The sequence below is a fragment of the Agromyces kandeliae genome (assembly GCF_009674665.1).
In the GTDB taxonomy this organism is placed as follows: domain Bacteria; phylum Actinomycetota; class Actinomycetes; order Actinomycetales; family Microbacteriaceae; genus Agromyces; species Agromyces kandeliae.
In genome coordinates this window covers 342,623-364,108 of the sequence record NZ_WKJD01000016.1, presented here as the reverse complement: position 1 = coordinate 364,108, position 21,486 = coordinate 342,623, and the positions used below count along the sequence as shown (strand labels likewise).

Annotated in this window: 22 protein-coding genes and 1 pseudogene; 12 read left to right on the top strand and 11 right to left on the bottom strand. The window is 72.7% G+C overall.

All coding sequences use genetic code 11. From position 1 onward, the window contains the following. The first annotated feature begins 1 nt into the window (after nucleotide 1). The gene (locus GJR97_RS11930) at nucleotides 2-664 is read left to right on the top strand and encodes a copper resistance CopC family protein (RefSeq protein WP_154346669.1); all 663 of its coding nucleotides are present in this window, start codon (nucleotides 2-4) and stop codon (nucleotides 662-664) included. A gap of 37 nt (nucleotides 665-701) precedes the next feature. On the opposite strand, the gene GJR97_RS11925 is transcribed toward GJR97_RS11930, so the two are convergent. Continuing rightward, on the bottom strand, nucleotides 702-1,400 hold the full coding sequence (locus GJR97_RS11925; protein WP_154346667.1) for an SDR family NAD(P)-dependent oxidoreductase: 699 nt from the start codon (nucleotides 1,398-1,400) through the stop codon (nucleotides 702-704). A 292-nt stretch (nucleotides 1,401-1,692) separates the two neighbouring features. Between GJR97_RS11925 and recQ the strand changes: the two genes are divergently transcribed. The 4 genes from recQ to GJR97_RS11905 all read left to right on the top strand — a co-directional run bounded on the left by recQ (nucleotide 1,693) and on the right by GJR97_RS11905 (nucleotide 6,930). Then, complete coding sequence (recQ, locus tag GJR97_RS11920) at nucleotides 1,693-3,564, top strand: DNA helicase RecQ (RefSeq protein WP_154346976.1); 1,872 nt, start codon at nucleotides 1,693-1,695, stop codon at nucleotides 3,562-3,564. A 173-nt stretch (nucleotides 3,565-3,737) separates the two neighbouring features. Continuing rightward, entirely contained in the window at nucleotides 3,738-4,142 is a 405-nt protein-coding gene (locus tag GJR97_RS11915; RefSeq protein WP_154346666.1) for a hypothetical protein, read from the top strand. Between the two features lie 47 nt (nucleotides 4,143-4,189). Next, nucleotides 4,190-4,624, top strand: coding sequence for a DUF7144 family membrane protein (locus GJR97_RS11910; RefSeq protein WP_154346663.1), 435 nt, complete (start codon nucleotides 4,190-4,192; stop codon nucleotides 4,622-4,624). 179 nt (nucleotides 4,625-4,803) lie between these two features. Beyond that, nucleotides 4,804-6,930 (top strand): acyl-CoA dehydrogenase family protein, encoded by a 2,127-nt coding sequence (locus GJR97_RS11905; protein ID WP_154346661.1) that lies wholly within the window; start codon nucleotides 4,804-4,806, stop codon nucleotides 6,928-6,930. Between the two features lie 57 nt (nucleotides 6,931-6,987). Here the strand turns inward: GJR97_RS11905 and GJR97_RS11900 are convergent, their stop codons facing one another. The 3 genes from GJR97_RS11900 to GJR97_RS11890 all read right to left on the bottom strand — a co-directional run bounded on the left by GJR97_RS11900 (nucleotide 6,988) and on the right by GJR97_RS11890 (nucleotide 8,820). Continuing rightward, entirely contained in the window at nucleotides 6,988-7,194 is a 207-nt protein-coding gene (locus GJR97_RS11900; protein ID WP_154346660.1) for an HPP family protein, read from the bottom strand. A 93-nt stretch (nucleotides 7,195-7,287) separates the two neighbouring features. Continuing rightward, complete coding sequence (locus GJR97_RS11895) at nucleotides 7,288-8,301, bottom strand: malate dehydrogenase (protein ID WP_154346658.1); 1,014 nt, start codon at nucleotides 8,299-8,301, stop codon at nucleotides 7,288-7,290. 24 nt (nucleotides 8,302-8,325) lie between these two features. After that, the gene (locus tag GJR97_RS11890; protein WP_154346656.1) at nucleotides 8,326-8,820 is read right to left on the bottom strand and encodes a DUF427 domain-containing protein; all 495 of its coding nucleotides are present in this window, start codon (nucleotides 8,818-8,820) and stop codon (nucleotides 8,326-8,328) included. A 121-nt stretch (nucleotides 8,821-8,941) separates the two neighbouring features. Here GJR97_RS11890 and pip point away from each other — a divergent pair. Then, a pseudogene (gene pip / locus GJR97_RS11885) lies at nucleotides 8,942-9,892 on the top strand (prolyl aminopeptidase); the annotation flags it as partial. A gap of 345 nt (nucleotides 9,893-10,237) precedes the next feature. Continuing rightward, on the top strand, nucleotides 10,238-11,116 hold the full coding sequence (gene ypfJ / locus GJR97_RS11880) for a KPN_02809 family neutral zinc metallopeptidase (protein ID WP_154346652.1): 879 nt from the start codon (nucleotides 10,238-10,240) through the stop codon (nucleotides 11,114-11,116). 63 nt (nucleotides 11,117-11,179) lie between these two features. Here ypfJ and GJR97_RS11875 read toward each other — a convergent pair whose 3' ends face one another. After that, complete coding sequence (locus tag GJR97_RS11875) at nucleotides 11,180-12,157, bottom strand: EamA family transporter (RefSeq protein WP_154346650.1); 978 nt, start codon at nucleotides 12,155-12,157, stop codon at nucleotides 11,180-11,182. Between the two features lie 192 nt (nucleotides 12,158-12,349). On the opposite strand from GJR97_RS11875, the gene GJR97_RS11870 reads away from it, so the two are divergent. Further along, nucleotides 12,350-13,393 (top strand): alcohol dehydrogenase catalytic domain-containing protein, encoded by a 1,044-nt coding sequence (locus GJR97_RS11870; RefSeq protein ID WP_324613440.1) that lies wholly within the window; start codon nucleotides 12,350-12,352, stop codon nucleotides 13,391-13,393. Nucleotides 13,394-13,406: 13 nt separating this feature from the next. On the opposite strand, the gene GJR97_RS11865 is transcribed toward GJR97_RS11870, so the two are convergent. Continuing rightward, complete coding sequence (locus GJR97_RS11865; RefSeq protein ID WP_195760686.1) at nucleotides 13,407-13,796, bottom strand: DUF7882 family protein; 390 nt, start codon at nucleotides 13,794-13,796, stop codon at nucleotides 13,407-13,409. Between the two features lie 234 nt (nucleotides 13,797-14,030). On the opposite strand from GJR97_RS11865, the gene GJR97_RS11860 reads away from it, so the two are divergent. Continuing rightward, nucleotides 14,031-14,999, top strand: coding sequence for a helix-turn-helix transcriptional regulator (locus GJR97_RS11860; RefSeq protein WP_154346648.1), 969 nt, complete (start codon nucleotides 14,031-14,033; stop codon nucleotides 14,997-14,999). Here GJR97_RS11860 and GJR97_RS11855 read toward each other — a convergent pair. After that, entirely contained in the window at nucleotides 14,986-15,507 is a 522-nt protein-coding gene (locus GJR97_RS11855; protein WP_154346646.1) for an AAA family ATPase, read from the bottom strand. The genes GJR97_RS11860 and GJR97_RS11855 overlap by 14 nt on opposite strands. Before the next feature lie 194 nt (nucleotides 15,508-15,701). Between GJR97_RS11855 and GJR97_RS11850 the strand changes: the two genes are divergently transcribed. Continuing rightward, nucleotides 15,702-16,994: an ATP-binding protein gene (locus GJR97_RS11850; RefSeq protein ID WP_154346644.1), complete on the top strand. Its 1,293-nt coding sequence runs from the start codon at nucleotides 15,702-15,704 to the stop codon at nucleotides 16,992-16,994. Nucleotides 16,995-17,051: 57 nt separating this feature from the next. Here the strand turns inward: GJR97_RS11850 and GJR97_RS18565 are convergent, their stop codons facing one another. Both GJR97_RS18565 and GJR97_RS11840 read right to left on the bottom strand, forming a co-directional pair. Then, nucleotides 17,052-17,639 (bottom strand): YggT family protein, encoded by a 588-nt coding sequence (locus GJR97_RS18565; protein ID WP_154346642.1) that lies wholly within the window; start codon nucleotides 17,637-17,639, stop codon nucleotides 17,052-17,054. A gap of 94 nt (nucleotides 17,640-17,733) precedes the next feature. Then, nucleotides 17,734-18,303: a dienelactone hydrolase family protein gene (locus GJR97_RS11840; protein WP_154346641.1), complete on the bottom strand. Its 570-nt coding sequence runs from the start codon at nucleotides 18,301-18,303 to the stop codon at nucleotides 17,734-17,736. 67 nt (nucleotides 18,304-18,370) lie between these two features. On the opposite strand from GJR97_RS11840, the gene GJR97_RS11835 reads away from it, so the two are divergent. Further along, on the top strand, nucleotides 18,371-18,934 hold the full coding sequence (locus GJR97_RS11835) for an ArsR/SmtB family transcription factor (RefSeq protein ID WP_154346639.1): 564 nt from the start codon (nucleotides 18,371-18,373) through the stop codon (nucleotides 18,932-18,934). A 37-nt stretch (nucleotides 18,935-18,971) separates the two neighbouring features. On the opposite strand, the gene GJR97_RS11830 is transcribed toward GJR97_RS11835, so the two are convergent. Beyond that, a complete protein-coding gene (locus tag GJR97_RS11830; protein WP_154346637.1) occupies nucleotides 18,972-19,625 on the bottom strand; it encodes an FMN-dependent NADH-azoreductase in 654 nt (217 codons plus the stop codon). A gap of 99 nt (nucleotides 19,626-19,724) precedes the next feature. Between GJR97_RS11830 and GJR97_RS11825 the strand changes: the two genes are divergently transcribed. Beyond that, nucleotides 19,725-20,165, top strand: coding sequence for a MarR family winged helix-turn-helix transcriptional regulator (locus tag GJR97_RS11825; RefSeq protein ID WP_154346634.1), 441 nt, complete (start codon nucleotides 19,725-19,727; stop codon nucleotides 20,163-20,165). Here the strand turns inward: GJR97_RS11825 and GJR97_RS11820 are convergent. Beyond that, the gene (locus GJR97_RS11820; RefSeq protein ID WP_154346633.1) at nucleotides 20,162-21,436 is read right to left on the bottom strand and encodes an MFS transporter; all 1,275 of its coding nucleotides are present in this window, start codon (nucleotides 21,434-21,436) and stop codon (nucleotides 20,162-20,164) included. The two genes, GJR97_RS11825 and GJR97_RS11820, sit on opposite strands and share 4 nt — an antisense overlap. Nucleotides 21,437-21,486: the final 50 nt, after the last annotated feature.

Sequence of the window (21,486 nt, the reverse complement as noted above, 5' to 3'; positions counted from 1 at the left end):
CATGGTGTCGCGCCGGAGCATCCCGCTCGCCGTGGCCGGGGCGGCGCTCGCCGCCCTGGCCACGGTGGCCGGCCCCGCACTGCCCGCATTCGCGCACAACACCGTGATCGCGGTCTCGCCCGACGGCGAGGAGACCGTCACGGAGCAGCCCGGCGTCGTCTGGCTCGAGACGAACGACGCGCTGCTCGATGCCGAGGGTGCGGCGGCCATGGACGTGGTCGGGCCCGACGGGCTGCACTACGCCACGCAGTGCGCGACGGTCGACGGCGCGATCGCGAGCGTGGCGGCCGAGCTCGGCGAGCCGGGCGAGTACACCGTCGTGTGGCGCGTCGTCTCGGCGGACGGTCACCCGATCTCCGGCGACTTCGAGTTCGAATGGCAGCCCGCCGACGGCGAACCCGTGGGCCCCGGGGCGGACGACTCGCCGTGCGCCGACGTCGCGGGAACGGCCGAGGGTGTCGACGACGGAGAGGCCGGCGACGCCTCGTCGAGCGGTGCCGCGCAGGACCTCGTGTGGATCGGCGCAGGCGTGCTGGCGGTCGCCGTCGCCGCGGTGGTGGCGTTGCTGTTCGTCCGTCGGAAGCCGGCGGGCGCGGATGCCGCCGACGGCTCGCCCGAGCCCGACGCCGGGGAGGCGTCCGGAGACTCGGAGCCGCGCGACTGACGCGCGCGCTGCCGCCCGGTGCCGCGTCGGCGCCGACTCAGGCTCCGGTGAAGGCGTCGGGCGGCAGCGTCGTCGAGCCGTCCTCGATCGCCCGCACGAGCCGATCCGCGACGATCGCGGGATCGTGCCCGTGCGGGAAGCGCGGCGCCGCCCCGAAGAGGGGGCGCTCGGCGAGTCCCGTCTCGGTATGGCCGGGCCGGGCATCGACGAGGCGGATGCCGCTGCGCCGGAGCTCTCGACCGGCGGCCGCGACGTACGCCGCGAGTGCCGCCTTCGAGGCCGAGTAGCTCGCGAGCCCGGCCGTCGGGAACTCCGAGACGATTCCCGAGATGGTGAGCACGACCGGCTCGTTCCCTGCGGCGGCCGAGTCGCGCAGGCTCGGCAGCGCGACCGAGATGATCCGCATCGGAGCGAGGGCGTTGACGGTGAACATCGTCTCGAGGTCCTGCCCGGCCGTCTCTGCCACGCCGTCGAACCCGACGACGCCTGCCGCGACGACGATCGCGTCGAGGCCGCCGAGTGCCTCGACGGCACGATCGACGATCGTCTCGGGTGCGTCGGCCTCGGTGAGGTCGATGGCGACCGTCGCGCCGCCCGGCGGGTCGCCGAGCCGTGCCGCGTCCCGGCCGTGGAGGACGAGCCGGGCTCCGCGCTCCGCGAGGCGCTCGGCGATCAGGGTTCCCAGCGCGCCGCTGGCCCCGACGACGAGGATGCGCGCCTGCTCGATGCGGGTCATGGCGCGAGCCTAGGTCGGCGCGGCGCACGCGACGGAGCTTCACAGCAGACTCGCACCGCGACCCGTCCTCCCCGTCGCGCCCGAGCCCTCGGGCTTCCGGGGAACCGGCGGACCTGTCGGGGCCGCCGGGTAGGGTCGACGGGTGACGTGGAGCGAGCACCCCGATTCCGCCGGCGCACCCGCGTGGGCCGACGAGGTCCCGTGGGATCCCGACGAGCTCGCGCCGCCCGAGGAGGAGTGGGCGCCGCCACCGCCGTCCGACCCGGCCGTCCGGTCCGAGGCGAGCGAGCGGATGCCGCCGGCGGGCGCCGTGACGGCCGCGCCCGCCCGCTTCGCCTCGGCGATCGACGCGCTCCGCACGGTCTACGGGTACGACGGGTTCCGCGGCGAGCAGGCCGCGATCATCGACCACGTGGCGGCGGGCGGCGACGCCGTCGTGCTCATGCCCACGGGCGGCGGCAAGAGTCTCTGCTACCAGGTCCCCGCGCTCCTCCGCGAGGGCACGGGCGTCGTGGTCTCGCCGCTCATCGCGCTGATGCACGACCAGGTCGACGCGCTCGTGCGCAACGGCGTGCGCGCGGGCTACCTGAACTCCTCGCAGTCGCCGGCCGAGCGGGCGAGCGTCGAGCGCGCCTACCTGTCCGGCGAGCTCGACCTCCTCTACGTCGCACCCGAGCGGTTGGGCTCCGAGCAGACCAAGCGGTTCCTCGAGCGCGGCACGATCGCGCTGTTCGCGATCGACGAGGCGCACTGCGTCGCCCAGTGGGGGCACGACTTCCGTCCGGACTACCTGGCCCTCGCCGAGCTCGCCGAGCGCTGGCCCGAGGTGCCGCGCATCGCGCTCACTGCCACGGCGACCGAGGCGACGCATCGCGAGATCACGACGCGGCTCTCCCTCGGCAACGCGCGGCACTTCGTCTCGAGCTTCGACCGGCCGAACATCCAGTACCGCATCGCCCCGAAGCTCGACGTGCGTCGGCAGCTGCTCGACTTCGTGCGCACCGAGGGTCGCGACGCCGACGGCAACCCGGTCGCGGGCATCGTCTACGCGCTCTCGCGCGCGAGCACCGAGAAGTTCGCGGCCTTCCTCGCGGCGAACGGCGTCGACGCGATGCCGTACCACGCGGGCCTCGACGCGGCCACGCGCCGCCGCACGCAGGAGCGCTTCCTCCGCGACGACGGCGTGGTCGTCGTGGCCACGATCGCCTTCGGCATGGGCATCGACAAGCCCGACGTCCGCTTCGTCGCGCACGTCGACCTGCCCAAGTCGGTCGAGGGCTACTACCAGGAGACCGGCCGTGCGGGTCGCGACGGCCTGCCGTCGACGACCTGGCTCGCCTACGGCCTGCAGGACGTCGTCCAGCAACGCCGGATGATCGACGAGAGCCCCGGCGACCTCGCCCACCGACGCAGGCTCGCGTCGCACCTCGACGCGATGCTCGCGCTCTGCGAGACGGTGCAGTGCCGACGCCAGAACCTGCTCGCGTACTTCGGCGAGCAGAGCACGCCGTGCGGCAACTGCGACACCTGCCTCGAGCCCCCCGCCTCATGGGACGGGACCGTCGCGTCGCAGAAGCTGATGTCCACGATCGTCCGGCTCCAGCGGGAGCGCGGGCAGCGGTTCGGCGCCGGCCACCTGGTCGACATCCTCCGGGGCAAGCGCACCGCGCGCGTCGAGCAGTACGGCCACGACGGGCTCTCGACGTGGGGCATCGGCGACGACCTCTCCGAGGCGCAGTGGCGGGGCGTCGTGCGCCAGCTGCTCGCGCAGGGGCTCCTGCAGACGGTCGGCGAGTACGGCGTGCTGACCCTGACGGATGCCTCGGCCGAGGTGCTCTCGGGTTCCAGGCAGGTCTCCTTCCGCACGGAGCCGGAGCGTCCGGTGCGCGCCTCGCGGTCGAGCCGCGCTGCGGCGCCCGCGGCGGCCGACCTCGAGCCGCGCGACGCGGAACTGTTCGAGGCGCTCCGGGCGTGGCGCGCCTCGGAGGCGCGCGAGCAGGGGGTGCCCGCCTACATCGTGTTCGGCGATGCCACCCTGCGAGCGGTCGCGGTGCGCCGGCCGGCCGCGGTCGCCGAGCTCGACGGCATCTCGGGCATCGGAGCGAAGAAGCTCGACGCCTACGGCGAGGCGCTCGTGCGCGTGGTCGCCGAGCACGCCGGCTGAGCCGAGCGCCTGCTGGAGCTCCGACGACGTGAACGCAGCCGACCGCAGGGCGGGGTCCGGTCGCGGCATCCGGTTCACGACACGTCAGCGGCGACCCTCGCGCTCGCGGCGCCCGCGTCGATAGCATCGGGCCAGAGGCCGTCACTGCGGCGGCGCGGATTCGGGGGATGCGCATGTCGGCAGCACAGGGAAGCCGTCCGGTCACGATCACGATCATCGGCGTGCTCGCCTTCATCGCGGGTGCGATCGACATGGTGAGCGGCGTCATCCTCTTCTTCCTCCTCGCGGTTCCGGAGGTCGTCGACGGGTTCGGGGGCACCGGGCAGCTCATCACCGCGGCGATCGCGTCCATCGTCGTCGGCCTGATCACCGCGGTGCTCGCCGGGGGCCTCCTGAGGGGCAGCCAGCCCGCACGCCTCATCGTCACGGTGCTCCAGGTGATCTCGATCATCGGGTCGCTGTTCCTCGCGGTCGCCTACCTCGGCATCCCCGTCGGCGAGTGGATCGGCCTCGCGGTCTCCGCCCTCGTCGTGATCCTGCTCTGGACGCCGAAGGCGAGCGCGTTCTTCACCCGATGACGACCCGGCGCTGCCGAGCCGACGACACGACGACCTGAGGAGGACGCATGAGTGGACAGGGCATGGAACGGGTTCGCCGACCCGTGGCGGTGACGGTGGTGGGTGCGCTCGTCTGGGTGAACGCCGCGCTCGACCTGGTGGCCGGGTTCTTCCTGCTGGTCCTCGCCACGATCGGAGGGGACGATGCCGCGACGCGGACGACGTGGGCGATCATGGGTTCGGTCTCGCTCGTGCTCGGCGCGATCGCGGCCGTCGTCGCGTTCGGGCTCATGCGCGGCAACTCCGTGGCGCGCATCGCGATCACCGTGATCGAGGTGTTCTCGATCATCGCCTCGGTGAGCGCCGCGATCGCCAACCCGGCGAGTGCCGTGAACGAGATCGTCAGCGCCCTGATCGCGGTCGCGATCCTGCTGCTCCTGTGGTCGGGCGAGGCGACGCGCTTCTTCCGCGGGTTGGCGCCCGATCAGCCCTCGGAGCCCTGAACCGCTCCGATCGTTGTCGATCATCCAAGAGCGACCGGCAGTCGGTTTGTAGGGTTCCGCAACCGCGTTCGGAAGGCCCGAACCGGCGTTTGTAGGCGACGAACGCAGTTCTCCGTCCGTGACGACGGCCGCCGTACCGTGGAATCAGCCCTATCCCGCGTACGAAGGACGAACCGACGATGGTCGACACGGCATCCCGAACCGACGCTGCACCCGCTCCGAAGGCGGAGCGCCCCGCGACCGCCGACGGCGCGGCGGCAGCCACTCCCGCGAACACGCCGATCGACGCCAGCGACGCTCCCGTCGTCGACGTCGACGCACTCGCGCGCCAGCTCCTCGGAACCTGGCCCGAGGCTCGGCTCGCCGCGCGGGAGCGCGCCGCCCAGCCCGCATACCAGCGCATCGACGGCCAGGACATGTCCGAGCACCGCGAGCGCGTGCTCGGCCAGCTCAAGCTCCTCGTCGAGTCGGGCGCCGTGCACAAGGCGTTCCCCAAGGGCCTCGGCGGCGAGGACGACCACGGCGGCAACATCGCCGCGTTCGAGGAACTGGTCCTCGCCGACCCGAGCCTGCAGATCAAGTCCGGCGTGCAGTGGGGCCTCTTCGGCGCCGCCGTCCTGCACCTCGGCACCGAGAAGCACCACGAGAAGTACCTGCCCGGCATCATGACCCTCGAGGTCCCCGGCGCGTTCGCCATGACCGAGACCGGGCACGGCTCCGACGTCGCGTCCATCGGCACGACCGCGACCTACGACCCCGAGACCGAGGAGTTCGTCCTGAACACGCCGTTCCGCGGCGCGTGGAAGGACTACCTCGGCAACGCCGCGCTGCACGGCATCGCGGCGGTGGTCTTCGCCCAGCTCATCACCAAGGGCGTCAACCACGGGGTGCACGCCTTCTACGTGCCGCTCCGCGACGAGCAGGGCGCGTTCCTGCCGGGCATCGGTGGCGAGGACGACGGCCTGAAGGGCGGCCTCAACGGCATCGACAACGGTCGCCTGCACTTCACCGACGTCCGCGTGCCGCGCGAGGACCTGCTCAACCGCTACGGCGACGTCGCCGCCGACGGCACGTACTCGAGCCCGATCTCGAGCCCGGGCCGCCGGTTCTTCACGATGCTCGGCACGCTCGTGCAGGGGCGGGTGTCGCTCGACGGCGCGGCGACCCTCGCGAGCGCGATGGGGCTCGCGATCGCCATCACGTACGGCACGCAGCGTCGCCAGTTCAACGCCGGCAGCGACACCGACGAGGAGGTGCTGCTCGACTACCAGCGCCATCAGCGCCGCCTGCTGCCGAAGCTCGCGACCACGTACGCGCAGGTCTTCGCGCACGACGAGTTCCTCGTCAAGTTCGACGCGGTGTTCTCGGGCGAGGCCGACACCGACGACGATCGCCAGGACCTCGAGACGATCGCTGCGGCGCTGAAGCCCCTGTCGACGTGGCACGCGCTCGAGACCCTGCAGGAGGCCCGCGAAGCCTGCGGCGGTGCCGGCTTCCTCGCCGAGAACCGCCTCGTGGGGCTCCGCCAGGACCTCGACATCTACGTCACCTTCGAGGGCGACAACAACGTCCTGCTGCAGCTGGTCGCCAAGCGCCTGCTCACCGACTTCTCGAAGCAGTTCGCGAACGCGGATGCCGGTGCGATGGCGCGCTACGTCGTCGCCCAGGCCGCCGACCGCGCCTACCACGGCACGGGCCTGCGTCGCCTCGCCCAGACCGTCGCCGACTTCGGCTCGACCGCACGGTCGGTGCACGAACTGCGCGACGAGGAGACGCAGCGGGAGCTGCTCACCGAGCGGGTCGAGACCATGGTCAGCGAGATCGCCGGTCGCCTCCGCGACGCCCGGAAGCTCTCCAAGCCCGAGCAGGCCGCCCTGTTCAACCGGAACCAGAACGAGCTGATCGAGGCTGCCCGCGCCCACGGCGAGCTCCTCCAGTGGGAGGCGTTCACGCGCGGCATCGCGCGCACCGAGGACCCCGGCACGAAGCAGGTCCTCACGTGGCTCCGCGACCTCTTCGGCCTCGGCCTGCTCGAGCAGCACCTCTCCTGGTACCTCATCCACGGCCGGCTCTCGCCGCAGCGCGCGCAGGCCGTGACCGCGTACATCGACCGCCTGGTCGAGCGCCTGCGCCCGTACGCGCTCGACCTCGTCGACGCGTTCGGCTTCGCGCCGGAGCACCTCCGTGCGTCGATCGCGTCGGGCGCCGAGCAGGCGCGACAGGACGAGGCGCGCGCCTACTACGCCGCGCAGCGCGAGGCGGGCACGCTGCCCACGCCGGAGAAGTCCGAGAAGCCGAAGCGGTAGGCGGAGACGGGACGGGCCGGGCGCGCAGCGCCCGGCCCGTCGTCGCGTGCGGCGGGGTCAGCGCCGCGACGAGCGCTGGGAGCCGTCGTCGTCCCCGGGCGGCTTCATGATGGCGCCGGCGGCGAGTCCGACGGCGAGTCCCGCGGCGAGCCACAGCCAGAACCCGGTCCAGAGGCTCACGACGAGCCCGATGATGAGCCCGACGACGAGCCCGACGATGAGCTGGCGTCGACGTGCTGGGGAGAGGGGTTCGCGAGCGGGCATGCTGCCAGCGTAGGCGCTGCGGTCGTGCGGGCGGCCCCTCTGGGAGCGACGGACCGGTGGATGCCGCGCGGCGAGCCGCGGCATCCGTCGACGTCAGATCAGCCCGAGCGAGCGCACCGCCTCGCGCTCGTCGACGAGCTCGGCGACCGACGCGTCGATGCGCGCGCGTGCGAACCCGTCGAGGCCGAGCCCCTCGACGACGGTCCATGCGCCGCCGTCGGCCACGACCGGGAACGACGAGATCACGCCCTCCGGGACGCCGTACTCGCCGTTCGACCAGATCGCGGCGCTGGTGCGCCCGCGCTCGCCCGTGCCGAGCATCCAGTCGCGCATGTGGTCGATCGTCGCGGCCGCCGCCGACGCGACCGACGACGAACCGCGGACCTCGATGATCTCCGCGCCGCGCTTGGCGACGCGCGGGATGAACTCGTCGACGATCCACTCCCGTGCCGCATCCGTGCCGCCCAGCCGCGCGGCGAGCAGCCCGGGGACGGGGTCGCCGTCGGCCGTCGCGTGCGCGACGTCGGGGAACTGGGTCGCCGAGTGGTTGCCCCAGATCGTGACGCCCCGGATGCCGCCGACCGACGTGTCCACCGCGGCGGCGAGCTGCCCGAGCGCGCGGTTGTGGTCGAGCCTCGTCAGCGCCGTGAAGCGGTCCTTCGGCACGTCCGGCGCGTGCGACGCGGCGATGAGCGCGTTCGTGTTGGCCGGGTTGCCGACGGCCACGACGCGCACGTCGTCGGCCGCGTGGTCGTTGATCGCCCGACCCTGCGGCCCGAAGATGCCGCCGTTCGCCTCGAGGAGGTCCCCGCGCTCCATGCCCGCGGTGCGGGGCCGCGCGCCGACGAGGAGCGCGGCGTTCGCTCCGTCGAAGGCGACGTTCGGGTCGGCGGTCACCTCGACGTGCGTGAGGAGCGGGAACGCCGAGTCCTGCAGCTCGAGCGCGGCGCCCTCCGCGGAGCGGAGGCCCTGCGGGATCTCGAGGAGGTTCAGGCGTACGGCGGTGTCGGGACCGAGCAGGGCGCCCGAGGCGATGCGGAACAGCAGCGCGTAGCCGATCTGCCCCCCGGCGCCGGTGATCGTGATCGTGACCGGTCTGCGGCTCATGCCCACGAGCCTACGCCGCGGCGGTCACCACCCCATGGTGCCGGGCGCGCCCTTGACGGGTCCCGCGACCATCGACGTGACCCACCCGCCGTAGAAGCCGCCGGGCTGGGGGAGCGCGCGTTCGCCGTCGACCGTGCAGGCGTCCATCGGCCCCGCGTAGACGGCGACGCGGTCGCGGAGCACCTCGAACCCCGGGGACGGCGTCGGGTAGTTCCAGGCGGCGCGGTGCGCGGCCCGATCGCCGCCGCGCACGTCGAAGTACCTCGCCGCACCCTTGAACTCGCAGAACGACGAGCCCGCGGTCGGCACCAGCGCACCGGGCGCGAACGCGTCGATCGGCAGGTAGTACACGGGCGGATGACTCGTCTCGAGCACTCGGACGACATCGCGCGTGTCGACGATGCGGGCACCGCCGAGGTCGATCGTGACCCGCACGTCGACCGCCTCGGCGCGCGGCGGCCGAGGGTAGTCCCAGACGGACTCCTGGCCGGGGCCGACGGGCTCTCGGATCGGGCGCATGCCCGCACGCTAGGCGGCGACGCTGGGAGGCCGCCGACACCGCCCGACCGGGGGTGCCGCGGCGGCGCGCCGCGAGCGCGGCACCCGCTCGTTCGCTAGCGTGAGCGGACAAGGGGGAACGATGAGGGAACTGTATCCGGAGATCGAGCCGCTCGAGACCGGGATGCTGGACGTGGGCGACGGCCAGCACATCTACTGGGAGGTCTCGGGCAATCGCGACGGCAAGCCCGTGGTGTTCCTCCACGGCGGGCCGGGCGGGGGCACGTCGCCGGCGCACCGGCGCCTGTTCGACCCCGCCAAGTACCGCATCGTGCTGTTCGACCAGCGCGGGTGCGGCCTGTCCATCCCGCATGCCTCGGAGCCCGGGGCCGTGCTGTCGGCGAACACGACCTGGCACCTGATCGCCGACATGGAGCGCCTGCGCGCGCACCTCGGCATCGATCGTTGGCAGGTGCTCGGCGGCTCGTGGGGCAGTGCGCTCGCGCTCGCCTACGCCGAGACCCATCCCGAGCGCGTCACCGAGATCGTGCTGCGGGGAATCTTCACCCTGCGTCGCCAGGAGTTGGACTGGTTCTACGAGGGCGGTGCGTCCGCGCTCTTCCCCGACCTCTGGGAGGACTTCCTCGCGCCCGTCCCGATCGGCGAGCGCGTGCACCTGATCGAGGCCTACCACCGGCTCCTGACCGACCCGGACCCGGCCGTGCACCAGCCCGCCGCGATCGCGTGGTCGCGATGGGAGTCCTCGACGATCACCCTGCTGCCCCAGGCCGACACCATCGCCCGCTTCACCTCGCCCGAGTACGCCACGGCGTTCGCGCGGATCGAGAACCACTACTTCCGCCACGGCGGGTGGTGGGACGAGGGCCAGCTCATCCGCGACGCGCATCGCCTGCGCGACATCCCCGCCGTGATCATCCAGGGGCGCTACGACATCTGCACGCCCGTCATGACCGCGTGGGACCTCCACCGGGCCTGGCCGGAGGCGGAGTTCCGGATCATCGACGACGCCGGGCACGCGTTCGACGAGCCCGGGATCCTGGATGCGCTCATCGCGGCGACGGATCGCTTCGCCACCGACGCCGACGGATTCGACGCGGACGACGCGGCGGACGCGGGAGTCGATGACGACGTCGAGGACACGGACGACGCCGACGACGTCGAGGACGAGGAACGCGAGGACCTCGAGGGCGACGGTGACGACGAGGACGATGACGACGACGCGGACGATGACGACGACGACGATGCGGACGATGACGACGTCGTCGACGATGAAGGCGACGACGACGAAGACGACGACGACGAAGAGGAGGAAGAGGACGACGCGCCCTCGTCCTGACCTCGACCGTCGAGCGTAGCCCCCGTCGGCGACGAGCGGAAGGCGCAGCCCGGCGGCGATCCTGCGCGGTAGCTTCGTGCCATGACGTTCAACCCCAAGGCCGACATCGGCAGCGGCCGGACCTCCCGACGCGGACGGAACACGGGCATCGCCGTGGGCGGCGGCCTCGGCGTCCTGGCGCTCGTGCTGGTCGGCTCCTTCCTCGGCGTCGACCTGACCGGCCTGCTCGGCGGCACCGGCGGCGGCACCACGAGCGAGGAGTCGACGCTCGAGCAGTGCCAGACCGGTCAGGACGCGAACGAGCAGGTCGACTGCCGCATGAAGGGGGCGGATGCCTCGCTCGACGCGTACTGGTCGGAGGCGTCGCCCAGCATCGGCGTCGACTACGTCCGGCCGCAGGGCTTCGTCCTCTTCGACCAGGCCGTCGCGACCGGCTGCGGCAACGCGTCGTCGGCGACCGGGCCGTTCTACTGCCCGCCCGACCAGACGATCTACATCGACACCTCGTTCTACGACCAGCTCGAGCAGCGCTTCGGCGCCGAGGGCGGACCGCTCGCCGAGATGTACGTCGTCGCGCACGAGTACGGCCACCACATCCAGAACATCGCGGGCGTGCTCGACTCGACCCGCGACGGGCAGACCGGTCCGACCTCGAACGCGGTGCGGGTCGAGCTGCAGGCGGACTGCTTCGCCGGCGCGTGGGCCGGCGCCGCAGCGAGCACGGAGGACGCGAACGGCGAGACCTTCCTGCAGCCGATCACCCGCGACGAGTACCAGCAGGCGATCGACGCCGCAGCAGCGGTCGGCGACGACCGCATCCAGGAGGCGACGCAGGGCCAGGTCACGCCGCACACCTTCTCGCACGGCACGAGCGAGCAGCGCGTGCGCTGGTTCGCGACCGGGTACGAGGACGGCGTCGGCGCCTGCAACACCTTCCGGGTCGACGGTTCGGAGCTGTGACGCGTGGCAGCTGTGCCGTGATCGTCGGGACTTGCGGCCGATCGCGCGGTCGGGCCCGTCGGCTCAGGCGTCGAGCGCGACCGGGGCGGCCGGTACGGCGTCCGTCCGCGGAGCAGCGCGGCGCGGCATCCGTCGACTGCTCGTGACGGTGAGGAGCACGATGCCCGACGCCAGCACCGCGAGCCCGATCACGGCCGTCGTCGGGAGTCGCTCCTGGAGCAGGACCACCCCGAGCAGCGTCGCCGTGAGCGGCTCGGCGAGCGTCAGGGTCGACACGGTCGCCGGGGTGAGGCGCTTCAGGCCCGCGCCGAAGAACAGGTAGGCGACCGTCGTCGTCACGAGTCCGAGCCAGAGCGCCATCGCGAGCCCGGGCCCGGTCGCGAGCCAGCCGGTGTCGGTCGCGAGCAGCACCGGCAGGCTGAGCGCCGCGGCGACGCCGAACATCGCGCCCATGCTCGCCGACGACGTCCAGCCGCGGTCGAGCAGGGACTTGCCCGCGAGCGTGTAGACGGCGTACGAGGCGCCGGCGGCGACGGATGCCGCGATCCCGATGGGATCGACCGCGCTCGGTCCGGTGCCGCTCGCCGAGGCGAGCGCCGCGACGCCTGCGGTCGCGAGCGCCGTCGCAACGACCCAGCTGCCGCCGGGGAAGCGGCGCCGAAGCGCCCAGTCGAGCACCCCCGTGAGGACGGGCGCCGATCCGAGCGCGACGACCGTTCCGACCGCGACGCCGTTCGACGCGGTCCCGGCGAAGAACGCCGGCTGGTAGGCGAGCACCCCGGCTGCTCCGACGACCATGGCCACCCCTGCGGGCCACCGGCCGGTGCGGCCACCGGACGTCGGGGCGACGGATGTCCCGGTCGCGCCGCGCCGACGTCCGGCGACGTGCAGGGCGAGCGCCACCGCTGCCAGGGCGCCGCCGCCGACCAGGATGCGCACGGCCCCGACGGAGACCGGGTCGGCGTCGGGTCCGAGCGCCTGCGCGGTGCCCGTCGTGCCGAAGCACACGGCGGCGGCGAGCACCAGCAGGACGGAACGCATGCGAAGATTGTTACACAATTTCGGAGCACTGGGAAGCCCACGACGGAGCAACGGACGGCGGAGGCGCCACGCCCGATAGGATTCCGTGGGTCGCCTCGCCGCGGCATCCGTCACGTCATCGCCGAGGGGGCGCGCGACCCGGCGCACGGTGCCCGCGATGCGAGCGGCCGGCCACCACCCGGAGGAGGACCTGTGCGCGCCGTCATGTACCGCGGATTCGGCGACGAACCCGAACTCGTCGAGGTCGAGCGCCCGGCCTGTCCGCCGCGCGGCGCGATCGTGCGCGTGCGCGCGACCGGGCTCTGCCGCAGCGACTGGCACGGGTGGATGGGACACGACGCCGGCGTCGCGCTGCCGCACGTGCCCGGCCACGAGTTCGCCGGCGAGATCGCCGAGCTCGGGACCGACGTGCCGGACGACTCCGGCTGGACCGTCGGCGACCGGGTCACCGCCCCGTTCATCTGCGCGTGCGGTCGCTGCGCCGAGTGCCGCTCCGGCAACGAGCAGGTCTGCGACGCCCAGCGACAGCCCGGCTTCACGCACTGGGGCTCGTTCGCCGAGTACGTCGTCGTCGACGAGGCGGCGCTCAACCTCATCCGCCTGCCCGACACGCTCGGCTTCGTCGAGGCCGCCTCCCTCGGGTGCCGCTTCGCGACCGCGTACCGCGCGATCATCACCCGCGGCCGACTGCACCCGGGTGAGCAGGTCGCGGTGCACGGATGCGGCGGCGTGGGCCTCTCGGCGATCATGATCGCCGTCGCAGCCGGCGTCCCGGTCTACGGCGTGGACGTCTCGGACGCCGCGCTCGCCGCGGCCGCCGAACTCGGCGCGACGCCGATCCGGGGCGGCGAGGGCGCGGCAGACCGGGTGCGCGCCGCGAGCGACGGCGGCGTGGACCTCTCGGTGGACGCGTTCGGCAGCCCGGCGACGTCGTTCGCGTCGGTGCGGAGCCTCAGGAAGCGGGGCCGGCACGTGCAGATCGGCCTGATGCTCGCCGACGACGCCACGGCCGCGATGCCCATGGACGCGGTCATCGACGGCGAGCTCGAGATCCTCGGCAGCCACGGCATGGCCGCGCACGAGTACCCCGACATGCTCGGCGCCGTCGCGAGCGAGGCGTTCCGGCCGATCGAGCTCGTCGGCCGCACCATCGCGCTCGACGCGGTGCCCGCGGCGCTGGCGGCCATGGGCCGCGCCGGGGGAGCGGGCTCGGGGATGACCGTCGTCGAGCTCTAGCCCTCAGCCCACGTCAGGCGACGTCGGGCAGCCGCGCCGGTCGGGGCCGTCGGACCGGGTTCACCGGCTTCGTCGTGGGCTTCGCGGGCGAGCGCGGGATCGACCGTCCGTCGGTCGCGTCGTCCGGCTCGGGCGCGATCACGAGGCCGTCGCGCGAGGCCGCGACATCCGCCAGCAGTTCGAGCCAGGTGCGGTTCATGGCGGGTCGACGCCGGTCGGCGTACCGGAACTCGAGGGCGACCGACGGGCCGAGCCACAGGCCGACCTCGCGACCGTCGACCGACGCCGTGAACGCGAAGTGCTCGCGACGACGGAGCTTGCCGAGGATCACGACCTGCAGGTGTGCCAGCGTGCGGTCGTCCACGGGGATCGACAGGCGGCTGTCGTAGACGAGGGTTCCCATCTCGGCCGGACTCCTTCCGACGGTGCGGGGCGGGGATTCGCGAGCGGTGCCGATCGTCGCGGTCCCCCTCCGTCGAGGTCGCGCACCGCTCGCACTCGGAACGCTACGCCCGCGCAGAAGAGCACGGGCCCGGAGGCGGCGAACTCTTCCGATTCCGGATATCCCGAACCCGGGGTCGGGGACGTACACTGGCGAAACCCGGTTCGCCCCCGACCCCGGGTACGAGGGAGATCCATGGTCGGACTCGCCCGGTCCGCGATCGACACGCGCGACCCCGAAGCTGCTCGCCGCGCCTTCGAGCCGATGGTTCCGCGCCTCGCCTTCGGTCGAGCCGACCCGGCCGAGTTCCGGGTGCAACTGCGGTTCGACGCGGCGCCCTCGTTCACCGTGATCGAGTACGCGTTCTCCGCGGTGGGGGCATCCGTCGCGGGGGCCGACGACCTCGTCGTGATCTCCGCCAAGGGCCGGGGCTTCGACCTGCGCCACGGTCGCACGGCCGTCGACACCTCGCTGCCGTACCTGCAGGCGCCCGAGGGGCTCGCCGCGCGCTGGAACGCGGTCGCCGCGCGCGCCATCATGCTCGACCGCGGCAGCGTCGCCGCCGTCGCCCGCGCGATCACGGGCGACCCGGGGGCCGAGCTGGGCTTCGTGACCGTCGCGCCGCGAAGCCCCGAGCTCGGCCGCCACTGGGAGCGCATCGCGCACCGGGTGCGGCAGGCGATGCTCACCGCCCCCGAGGCGTTCGCGGAGCCGATCGTCGCCGGAGCCGCGTTCAACCGGCTCGCCATGGCCTACCTGTACGCGTTCGAGGTCGTCACCCTCGACCTCGAGGGGCGACGCACGTCGTTCGGCGCGCGCTCCGACATCGTGCGGGCCGCCGTCGACCACATGCACGCGCACGCTGCCGAACCCATCACGGTGGAGGGAGTCGCCGCCGCACTGCACATCACGGTCCGCGGGCTGCACGCGGCGTTCGCCGCGGAGCTCGGCCAGTCGCCGTCCGAGCACCTCCGGGGCATCCGCCTCGCCGGCGTGCGCGACGAGCTGCGCTTCGCGCCACCCGAGCAGGGCATCGCCGCCGTCGCCCGTCGATGGGGCTTCGTGCACCTCTCGCGATTCGCCGAGTCGTACGCCCGCCAGTTCGGCGAGCTCCCCTCGGAGACCGTCGGAGCACGACGGCGCGCGGTGACTACAGCCGCCTGAGGATGAAGTCCACGCGCTCCGGCGGCGGCACCACGGGGACGCGGACGACCGGGATCGGCAAGGACAGGTAGACCTCGAGCAGGAGGTCGTGGACGCGGCGCTGCGCAGCGGCATCCTCGGTCCTCGCGTAGTCGGCGTGGAGCGGCAGCAGGTCCATGACGAAGGCCTTGCGGTAGGGCACGTGCGCGAGCGCCTCGAGGAGGGCGCCGTCGGGCTCGAGGCCGAGCAGGCGATAGTAGGCGAGCGAGTCGGGGACGGCGCGATCCAGGAACACGACCTCCTCCGGGTCGAGATCGGCCTCCTGCGCGAGTTGGAGGGCCAGCACGTTCTGCTGGAACTCCGCCTGACGGGACCGGATCTCCTCGACCGAGCGCCCGCCGAGTCGCTGGAGGTCGATGTAGTGCCGACTCTCCTCGATCGTGGTCCGGTAGCCGCGCTGCCGCAGGAGGTCGACGGTGGTGGTCTTGCCCGAGCTCGGGCCGCCGGTGATGACGTACCAGTGGGTCATGTCCGCCCCCTCGAGGTGCCGTGAACGGATGGTATCGCCGAGCGCCCGTCATCGCCGCCCCCGCGTGACGGAACCCTCGTCGATGACGGCACCGGGCGGTCGACCGTCACGGGATTCCCCGTGAGGTCCGCCGTCGCCGTACGCTGGCGTGACGGCGAGGGCGCCGGAGGACGCATCGGCAGGAGGCACGGCGCATGACCGGGTGGCGGATTCGCGAGTTCCATCGGGACGACCTCGACGGCATCCTCCATCTCTGGGAGCATGCGACGACCTCGCCGATCGAGCCCGTCTACGGGCTCAGCGAGGTGCTCGCCTCCTGCGAGAAGGACGACGCGTTGGTCGCCGTCCACGGCGAGGAGGTCGTGGGCGCCGTGGTGGGCCGGGCGGCCCACAACCAGGGATGGATCGTCTTCCTGGCGACCACGCCCGAGTGGCGGGGGCGGGGGATCGGCACCGGGCTGCTCGCCGCGCTCGAGAAGAAGATGGAGCCGCACGGCCTCGGCAAGCTCTCCGCGCTCGTGCCCGAGTCCGAGGAGACGCGCGTCGACGCGTTCCGACGCCAGGGCTTCGGGCTCCGGCAGCACCTCCGCTACTACGAGCGGCGCATCCCGGTCCAGCGCGAGGAACTCAGCTCCCTCGCGGAGCTCGGCGGTCGCATCCTCCCGCGCGACCTCTGGGAGGCCGTCGCCGGCATGCGCCGCGAGAAGGAGATCCTCGAGCAGCGGCTCGTCATGCCCCTCGCCGAGCCGGACCTCGCGGAGCGGTTCGGCGTGGTCCCCCCGCGCGCCGTCGTGCTGTTCGGCCCGCCCGGGACCGGCAAGACGACCTTCGCGAAGGCGATCGCGTCACGGCTGGAGTGGTCGTTCGTCGAGGTCTTCCCGTCGCGGCTCGCGGCCGACCCGGGCGGGCTGGCCGGGGCGCTCCGCGAGACGTTCACGAAGATCGCGGAACTCGAGCACGCGGTCGTGTTCATCGACGAGGTCGAGGAGATCGCGGCGCAGCGCTCCGGTGAGCCGCCGTCGCCGCTGCAGGGCGTGACGAACGAGCTCCTGAAGATCATCCCCGCGTTCCGCGAGCAGCCCGGCAGGCTGCTCGTGTGCGCGACGAACTTCATCCGGGCGCTCGACACCGCGTTCCTGCGCCACGGCCGCTTCGACTACGTCATCCCCATCGGCCTGCCGGACGAGACGGCACGGACGGCGATCTGGCAGCGCTACATCCCGGAGACCGTGGCCGACGACGTCGACCTCGACGTGCTGGTCGAGCGCACCGCGGGGTTCTCCCCGGCCGACATCGAGTTCGCCGCCCGCAGCGCGTCGCAGCGCGCGTTCGAGGCCGCGCTCTCGAGCGGGACGGATGCCGCGTCCGGGCGTCCCGGGCCGACGACCGGCGACTACCTCGAGGCGATCTCCGGCACGCGAACGACGGTGTCCGCCGAGACGACTGCGGCGTTCCTCGAGGACATCGAGGCGCTCGCGCGGGTGTAGGGGGAGCGTGCCTCGGCCGGGCGCCGCCGGCTCCCTGCCTGGTCGGAGCGGCCGCGCTCAGTTGGGCGGCCGCGAGCCACCCGGGGCGCCGGGGCTGCTCGGCGGCGCGCCCGGCGTCCCGCCCGGGGGCGGCGGAAAGCCCGCACCGCCGGTCGGGACCTGGCCGGCGGGGTACCCGCCGACGATGGCCTGGGCGCCCGACGGCGTGGTCCCGACGCCCTGCGCTCGCTGCGCCTGCTGGGCCCGGCGGACGAGCGCCATCCGTTCCATCGCCTCGCGGTGCTCCCGCTCGGATCGTTCGATGCGCCGGCCGATCGCGGCGACGCCGGCGCCGACGGCGCCCGCGAGCAACGCGTAGATGATGATCGCGAAGATCGCCGAGATGTCGAGGTACCCGCCGTCGCCGAGGTCGCGTGTCGGGAAGATGTCACGGAACGGGTGCAGGTAGGCGTCCGAGACGCGGTAGACGAACGCCGCGAATCCGGCGTCGGGGTTCGCGGCGAAGAGCAGCAGGAACACGCGGAGCAAGAGCGCGATCACGCCGATCAGCACCCAGATGTAGAGGATCCATGTCGCGACCTTCAGCAGCCGGAGGTACCACGGCGGCTTCCATTCGGGCTCGGTGGCGGTGTCGGTGCGGCTCATCGGGGTCCCCCTTCCCCTCGCGGTCGCGAGGCGACCCGCCCAGCCAACCGCGCCCGCGGGGTTCGACGCAAGGGGCGTGGGTCCCGGCGCCAGTTCAGACGGCGGCGAGGAACGCCGTGACCCGCTCCATGAGCAGTGCCGCCGCCTCCGGGTCGTAGGCGTCGAGCGAGGAGTCGGCGAAGAGGTGCTGGTCGCCGGGGTAGATGAACAGCTCGGCGGATGCCGCGGAGCCGGCGAGTTCGCGAGCGGCCGGCAGGTCCTCCTGGAAGAACTCGTCGTCCTCCTTGCCGTGGATCTGCACGGGCACCCCAGCGGGCCACGCCGGACCGAATTCCGAGACCGGGATGCAGGAGAACATGAGCAGGGCGCCTCGGGCGCCGGCGCGTGTCTGCGCGAGCTGTTGGGCGATCGTGACGCCGAAGGAGAAGCCGGCGTGGACGAGGTCGGGACCGAGGTCGTCGGCCGCCGCGGCGCCGCGTTCCCGGATCGCGTCGAACCCCGTGTCGCGCGCGTACGCGAACCCGGCATCGATGGTGTCGAAGGTGCGACCGTCGAACAGGTCGGGCGTGTGCACGGTATGGCCGGAGCCTCGCAGCTCGTCGGCGAAGGCACGCACCCCGTCGGTCAGGCCCTGGATGTGGTGGTACAGCAGCACGTCGGCCATGTCGGCACCGTCCTCCGATCATTGATCCACAATTCCCGAACATTCCGTGATGCTAGTCTGATCGTCCATGGCGGACAACCCCCCGGACTACGAGCTGGCCGATCGGATGGCGCTGACCGAGCCGGGCCAGGTCAGGGCGATCGGCCACCCGCTCCGCACCACGATCCTGCAGCTCCTCCATGAGCGCGCCGCGACCGTCACCGAGCTCGCCGCCGCCGTCGAGCGGCCCAAGAGCACGGTCGCGCACCACGTCGAGGTGCTCACCCGGGCCGGGCTGCTCCGGGTCGTCCGCACGCGGAAGGTGCGGGCGATCGAGGAGCGCTTCTACGGGCGGACCGCGCGGCTGTTCTTCGTGGCCGCCGAGCCGGCGCCCGCGGGCGAGGAGATGCCCGTCGACTTCAACGACTTCGAGGTCGCCGCACGCGAGTCCGCAGCGGCGTTCGAGCAACGGCGGCTCTGGGGCTTCATCCGCCACGCACGCATCTCCGAGGACCAGGCCTCGCGGTTCTGGGATCGGATGGCCGACCTCGTCGCCGAGTTCGACCGCATGCCGAGGTCCGGCGAGACGGTGTACGGCTTCGCGATCGGCATCTACCCCACGGATCACCCGGTGCTGCCGGTCGTGGAGTGATGCCCACCGGTCCACGCGGCCGTCGATCGCATCGCGGTCAGGAGGCGGACCGCAACTCGAGCCGGGCGAGGGCGGATGCGGCTCGGCGAGCGTCGGCGTGCGCGCGGTCCCGTCCGGCCGAGGCATCCGCCGTGGCCAGGTTGGGCCGGAAGGCCGCCGAGGCGACGGCGTCGATCCCGGCCCATCGCAGCCAATCCTCGAAGTACGGCTGCTGGAAGTCGTTGCCGAAGTCGGATCCCCGACCCGGTCCGTAGACGGCGCTCGTGTAGACGACCGCGGCTCGCCTGCCGCCGAGCAGGCCGGTGTAGCCCTGCTCGCCGTCGAACGAGAAGACGGCGCCGGGCTGGCTGACGACGTCGATGAACTGCTTGAGGATGTACGGGATCCCGTGGTTCCACATGGGGACGCTGAACAGGTAGAGGTCCGCGGCCGCGAAGCGCTCGAACGCGAGCCGGCTGCGGTGCCAGGCGGTCTCCTGCGGCCCGACGGGCGTCTCGCCCGCGAAGATCCGCATCTTGGCACCGGCGCCGTCGGGCCCGAACGAGGGGAGCGCGCCGTCCCAGAGGTCCCAGGTCTCGATATCGACCTCCGGCCGCGCGGCGTGGAACGCCTCGAGGAACGTGCGCGCGAGCGCGAGCGACTCGGATGCCTCGCCCCGAGGTGAGGCGGAGAGGTGGAGGAGCGTGGTCATGGTGGTGTCCGATCCGCGGCGCATCCGCCGCTGTTACTTATGTGCGTGTGCACGCTATCAAATAGGTGCGCGCGCACGCAAATGAGTTATGCTGGGAACATGCCGAGCGATGCGGAACGAGCCTGGGAGGCGCTGCTCCGGGCGCACGCGCGCCTGGTCCCTCGCTTCGACCGCGAGGTCCAGCAGGCGACCGCGCTGCCGCTCACGTGGTACGACGTGCTGCTCGAGCTCAATTCGGCCGGGGGGCGGATGACGATGGGGCGGCTCGCCGAGCGCGTGGTGCTCAGCCGCACCAGGGTGAGCCGACTCGTCGACGAGCTCGCCCGTGCGGGCATGGTCGGGCGCGAGGCGAATCCCGCCGACGGCCGGAGCGCGTTCGCCGTGATCACCGAGGAGGGTCGCCGACGGTTCCTCGACGCCGCCCCGGTCTACCTCGACGCGATCGAACGGGAAGTCGGCGGTCCGCTGACGGGGGACGAGCTCCGAACGCTGACGACCACGCTCGAGAAGCTCGGCGGTGACCTCGGCCGGTCGACCTAGGCGGCCTCGGCCGCCGCCCCCGCGGCCAGCGGCCCGTGCGGTCGCAACGGCAGGGCCGGTGCGTGCGCGGAACCGAGCGCCTCGCCTCGCGTCCAGAGGAGTTGCGCCCCGACGGCGCCGACCGCTGCCAGGACGGCGAGCGCCGACCAGGTGATCGTGAGCCCCGCGCTCGTGCCGAGCCATCCGGCGATCGGGTAGGTCAGCAGCCAGGCGAGGTGCGACAGCGAGAACTGCGCCGCGAAGACCTCGGGCAGCTTCTCGGACTCGACCGACGCGCGCAGGATCCGTCCCGTCGGGGTGACGATCGTCGCCATCCCGGTTCCGATGAGGAACCACAGGATCGCCGTGCCGGCCCAGGTGATGACCCCGGCGGCGGTGAGCGCGGCCGCCGTGATCGTCGCGAGCGACAGGATCGCGGCGCCGGTCAGCATGACGGTGCGCTCGGCGATCCGGTCGAGCACGCGGGGGAGCGCGAGCGCGGCGATCAGCGAGCCCGCACCGGACGCGGCGAGCATCCATGCCACCGCCGATTGCGAGCCGCCGAGTTCGTCGCGGACGTACGTGACGGTGTTGACGATCACGATCGAGCCCGCTGCGGCGACGACGAGGTTGAGCGCCATCACCCCGCGGAGCTTCGGCGTGCGGAGGAAGGTCTTGATCCCGGAGGTGGCCCGGTCCCAGGCGCTCGAGCGGGCACCGCGACGGGCGTTCGGGATGCGGGTCGAGAGCACGAGCAGCGTCGAGATGACGAAGCCGAGCGACGTGCCGAGGAAGAGCCACGTGAAGCTCATGAAGCTGAGCGCGATGGCGGCGAGCACCGGGCTGAGGAGGCTCTCCATGGTGTAGGCGACCTGGGAGGCGGAGAGCGCCCGCGTGTAGTCGGCCTGGTCGGTCACGATGTCGGGGATCACCGCCTGGAACGTCGGCGTGAACGCCGCGGAGGATGCCTGGAGGAGTCCGATCAGGACGTAGACGTGCCAGACCTCGGTGATGAACGGGAGGGCGAGGACCACTCCGGCACGCACCACATCCAAGGTGACGAGGAACGCCCGCCGGGGGAGCCGGTCGATGTACGCCGCCGCGATGGGGGCGATGACCACGTAGAGGACCATCTTGATCGTGAGGGCGGTGCCGAGCACCTGACCGGCCCGCGGGCCGGCGAGGTCGTAGGCCAGCAGGCCGAGGGCGACCGTGGTCAGCCCGGTGCCGAACAGCGCGATCACCTGCGCACTGAAGAGGTGGCGGTAGTCGCGGATCTTGAACAGTCGCATGGTCGTCCTCCTGCACGGACCGGGTCGGGATATACCGTCTTCAACCTGAT

Excerpts from the sequence above, each read along its gene's own strand:
- GJR97_RS11915 (WP_154346666.1), top strand. The coding sequence starts at position 3,738 with ATGTCGGCAGCACAGGGAAGCCGTCCGGTCACGATCACGATCATCGGC.
- GJR97_RS11835 (WP_154346639.1), top strand. The coding sequence starts at position 18,371 with ATGGCGGACAACCCCCCGGACTACGAGCTGGCCGATCGGATGGCGCTG.
- ypfJ (WP_154346652.1), top strand. The coding sequence starts at position 10,238 with ATGACGTTCAACCCCAAGGCCGACATCGGCAGCGGCCGGACCTCCCGA.
- recQ (WP_154346976.1), top strand. The coding sequence starts at position 1,693 with ATGCCGCCGGCGGGCGCCGTGACGGCCGCGCCCGCCCGCTTCGCCTCG.
- GJR97_RS11830 (WP_154346637.1), bottom strand. The coding sequence starts at position 19,625 with ATGACCACGCTCCTCCACCTCTCCGCCTCACCTCGGGGCGAGGCATCC.
- GJR97_RS11930 (WP_154346669.1), top strand. The coding sequence starts at position 2 with ATGGTGTCGCGCCGGAGCATCCCGCTCGCCGTGGCCGGGGCGGCGCTC.
- GJR97_RS11825 (WP_154346634.1), top strand. The coding sequence starts at position 19,725 with ATGCCGAGCGATGCGGAACGAGCCTGGGAGGCGCTGCTCCGGGCGCAC.
- GJR97_RS18565 (WP_154346642.1), bottom strand. The coding sequence starts at position 17,639 with ATGAGCCGCACCGACACCGCCACCGAGCCCGAATGGAAGCCGCCGTGG.
- GJR97_RS11820 (WP_154346633.1), bottom strand. The coding sequence starts at position 21,436 with ATGCGACTGTTCAAGATCCGCGACTACCGCCACCTCTTCAGTGCGCAG.
- GJR97_RS11860 (WP_154346648.1), top strand. The coding sequence starts at position 14,031 with ATGGTCGGACTCGCCCGGTCCGCGATCGACACGCGCGACCCCGAAGCT.
- GJR97_RS11840 (WP_154346641.1), bottom strand. The coding sequence starts at position 18,303 with ATGGCCGACGTGCTGCTGTACCACCACATCCAGGGCCTGACCGACGGG.
- GJR97_RS11925 (WP_154346667.1), bottom strand. The coding sequence starts at position 1,400 with ATGACCCGCATCGAGCAGGCGCGCATCCTCGTCGTCGGGGCCAGCGGC.
- GJR97_RS11865 (WP_195760686.1), bottom strand. The coding sequence starts at position 13,796 with ATGGGAACCCTCGTCTACGACAGCCGCCTGTCGATCCCCGTGGACGAC.
- GJR97_RS11895 (WP_154346658.1), bottom strand. The coding sequence starts at position 8,301 with ATGAGCCGCAGACCGGTCACGATCACGATCACCGGCGCCGGGGGGCAG.
- GJR97_RS11855 (WP_154346646.1), bottom strand. The coding sequence starts at position 15,507 with ATGACCCACTGGTACGTCATCACCGGCGGCCCGAGCTCGGGCAAGACC.
- GJR97_RS11905 (WP_154346661.1), top strand. The coding sequence starts at position 4,804 with ATGGTCGACACGGCATCCCGAACCGACGCTGCACCCGCTCCGAAGGCG.
- GJR97_RS11910 (WP_154346663.1), top strand. The coding sequence starts at position 4,190 with ATGAGTGGACAGGGCATGGAACGGGTTCGCCGACCCGTGGCGGTGACG.
- GJR97_RS11890 (WP_154346656.1), bottom strand. The coding sequence starts at position 8,820 with ATGCGCCCGATCCGAGAGCCCGTCGGCCCCGGCCAGGAGTCCGTCTGG.
- GJR97_RS11850 (WP_154346644.1), top strand. The coding sequence starts at position 15,702 with ATGACCGGGTGGCGGATTCGCGAGTTCCATCGGGACGACCTCGACGGC.
- GJR97_RS11900 (WP_154346660.1), bottom strand. The coding sequence starts at position 7,194 with ATGCCCGCTCGCGAACCCCTCTCCCCAGCACGTCGACGCCAGCTCATC.
- GJR97_RS11875 (WP_154346650.1), bottom strand. The coding sequence starts at position 12,157 with ATGCGTTCCGTCCTGCTGGTGCTCGCCGCCGCCGTGTGCTTCGGCACG.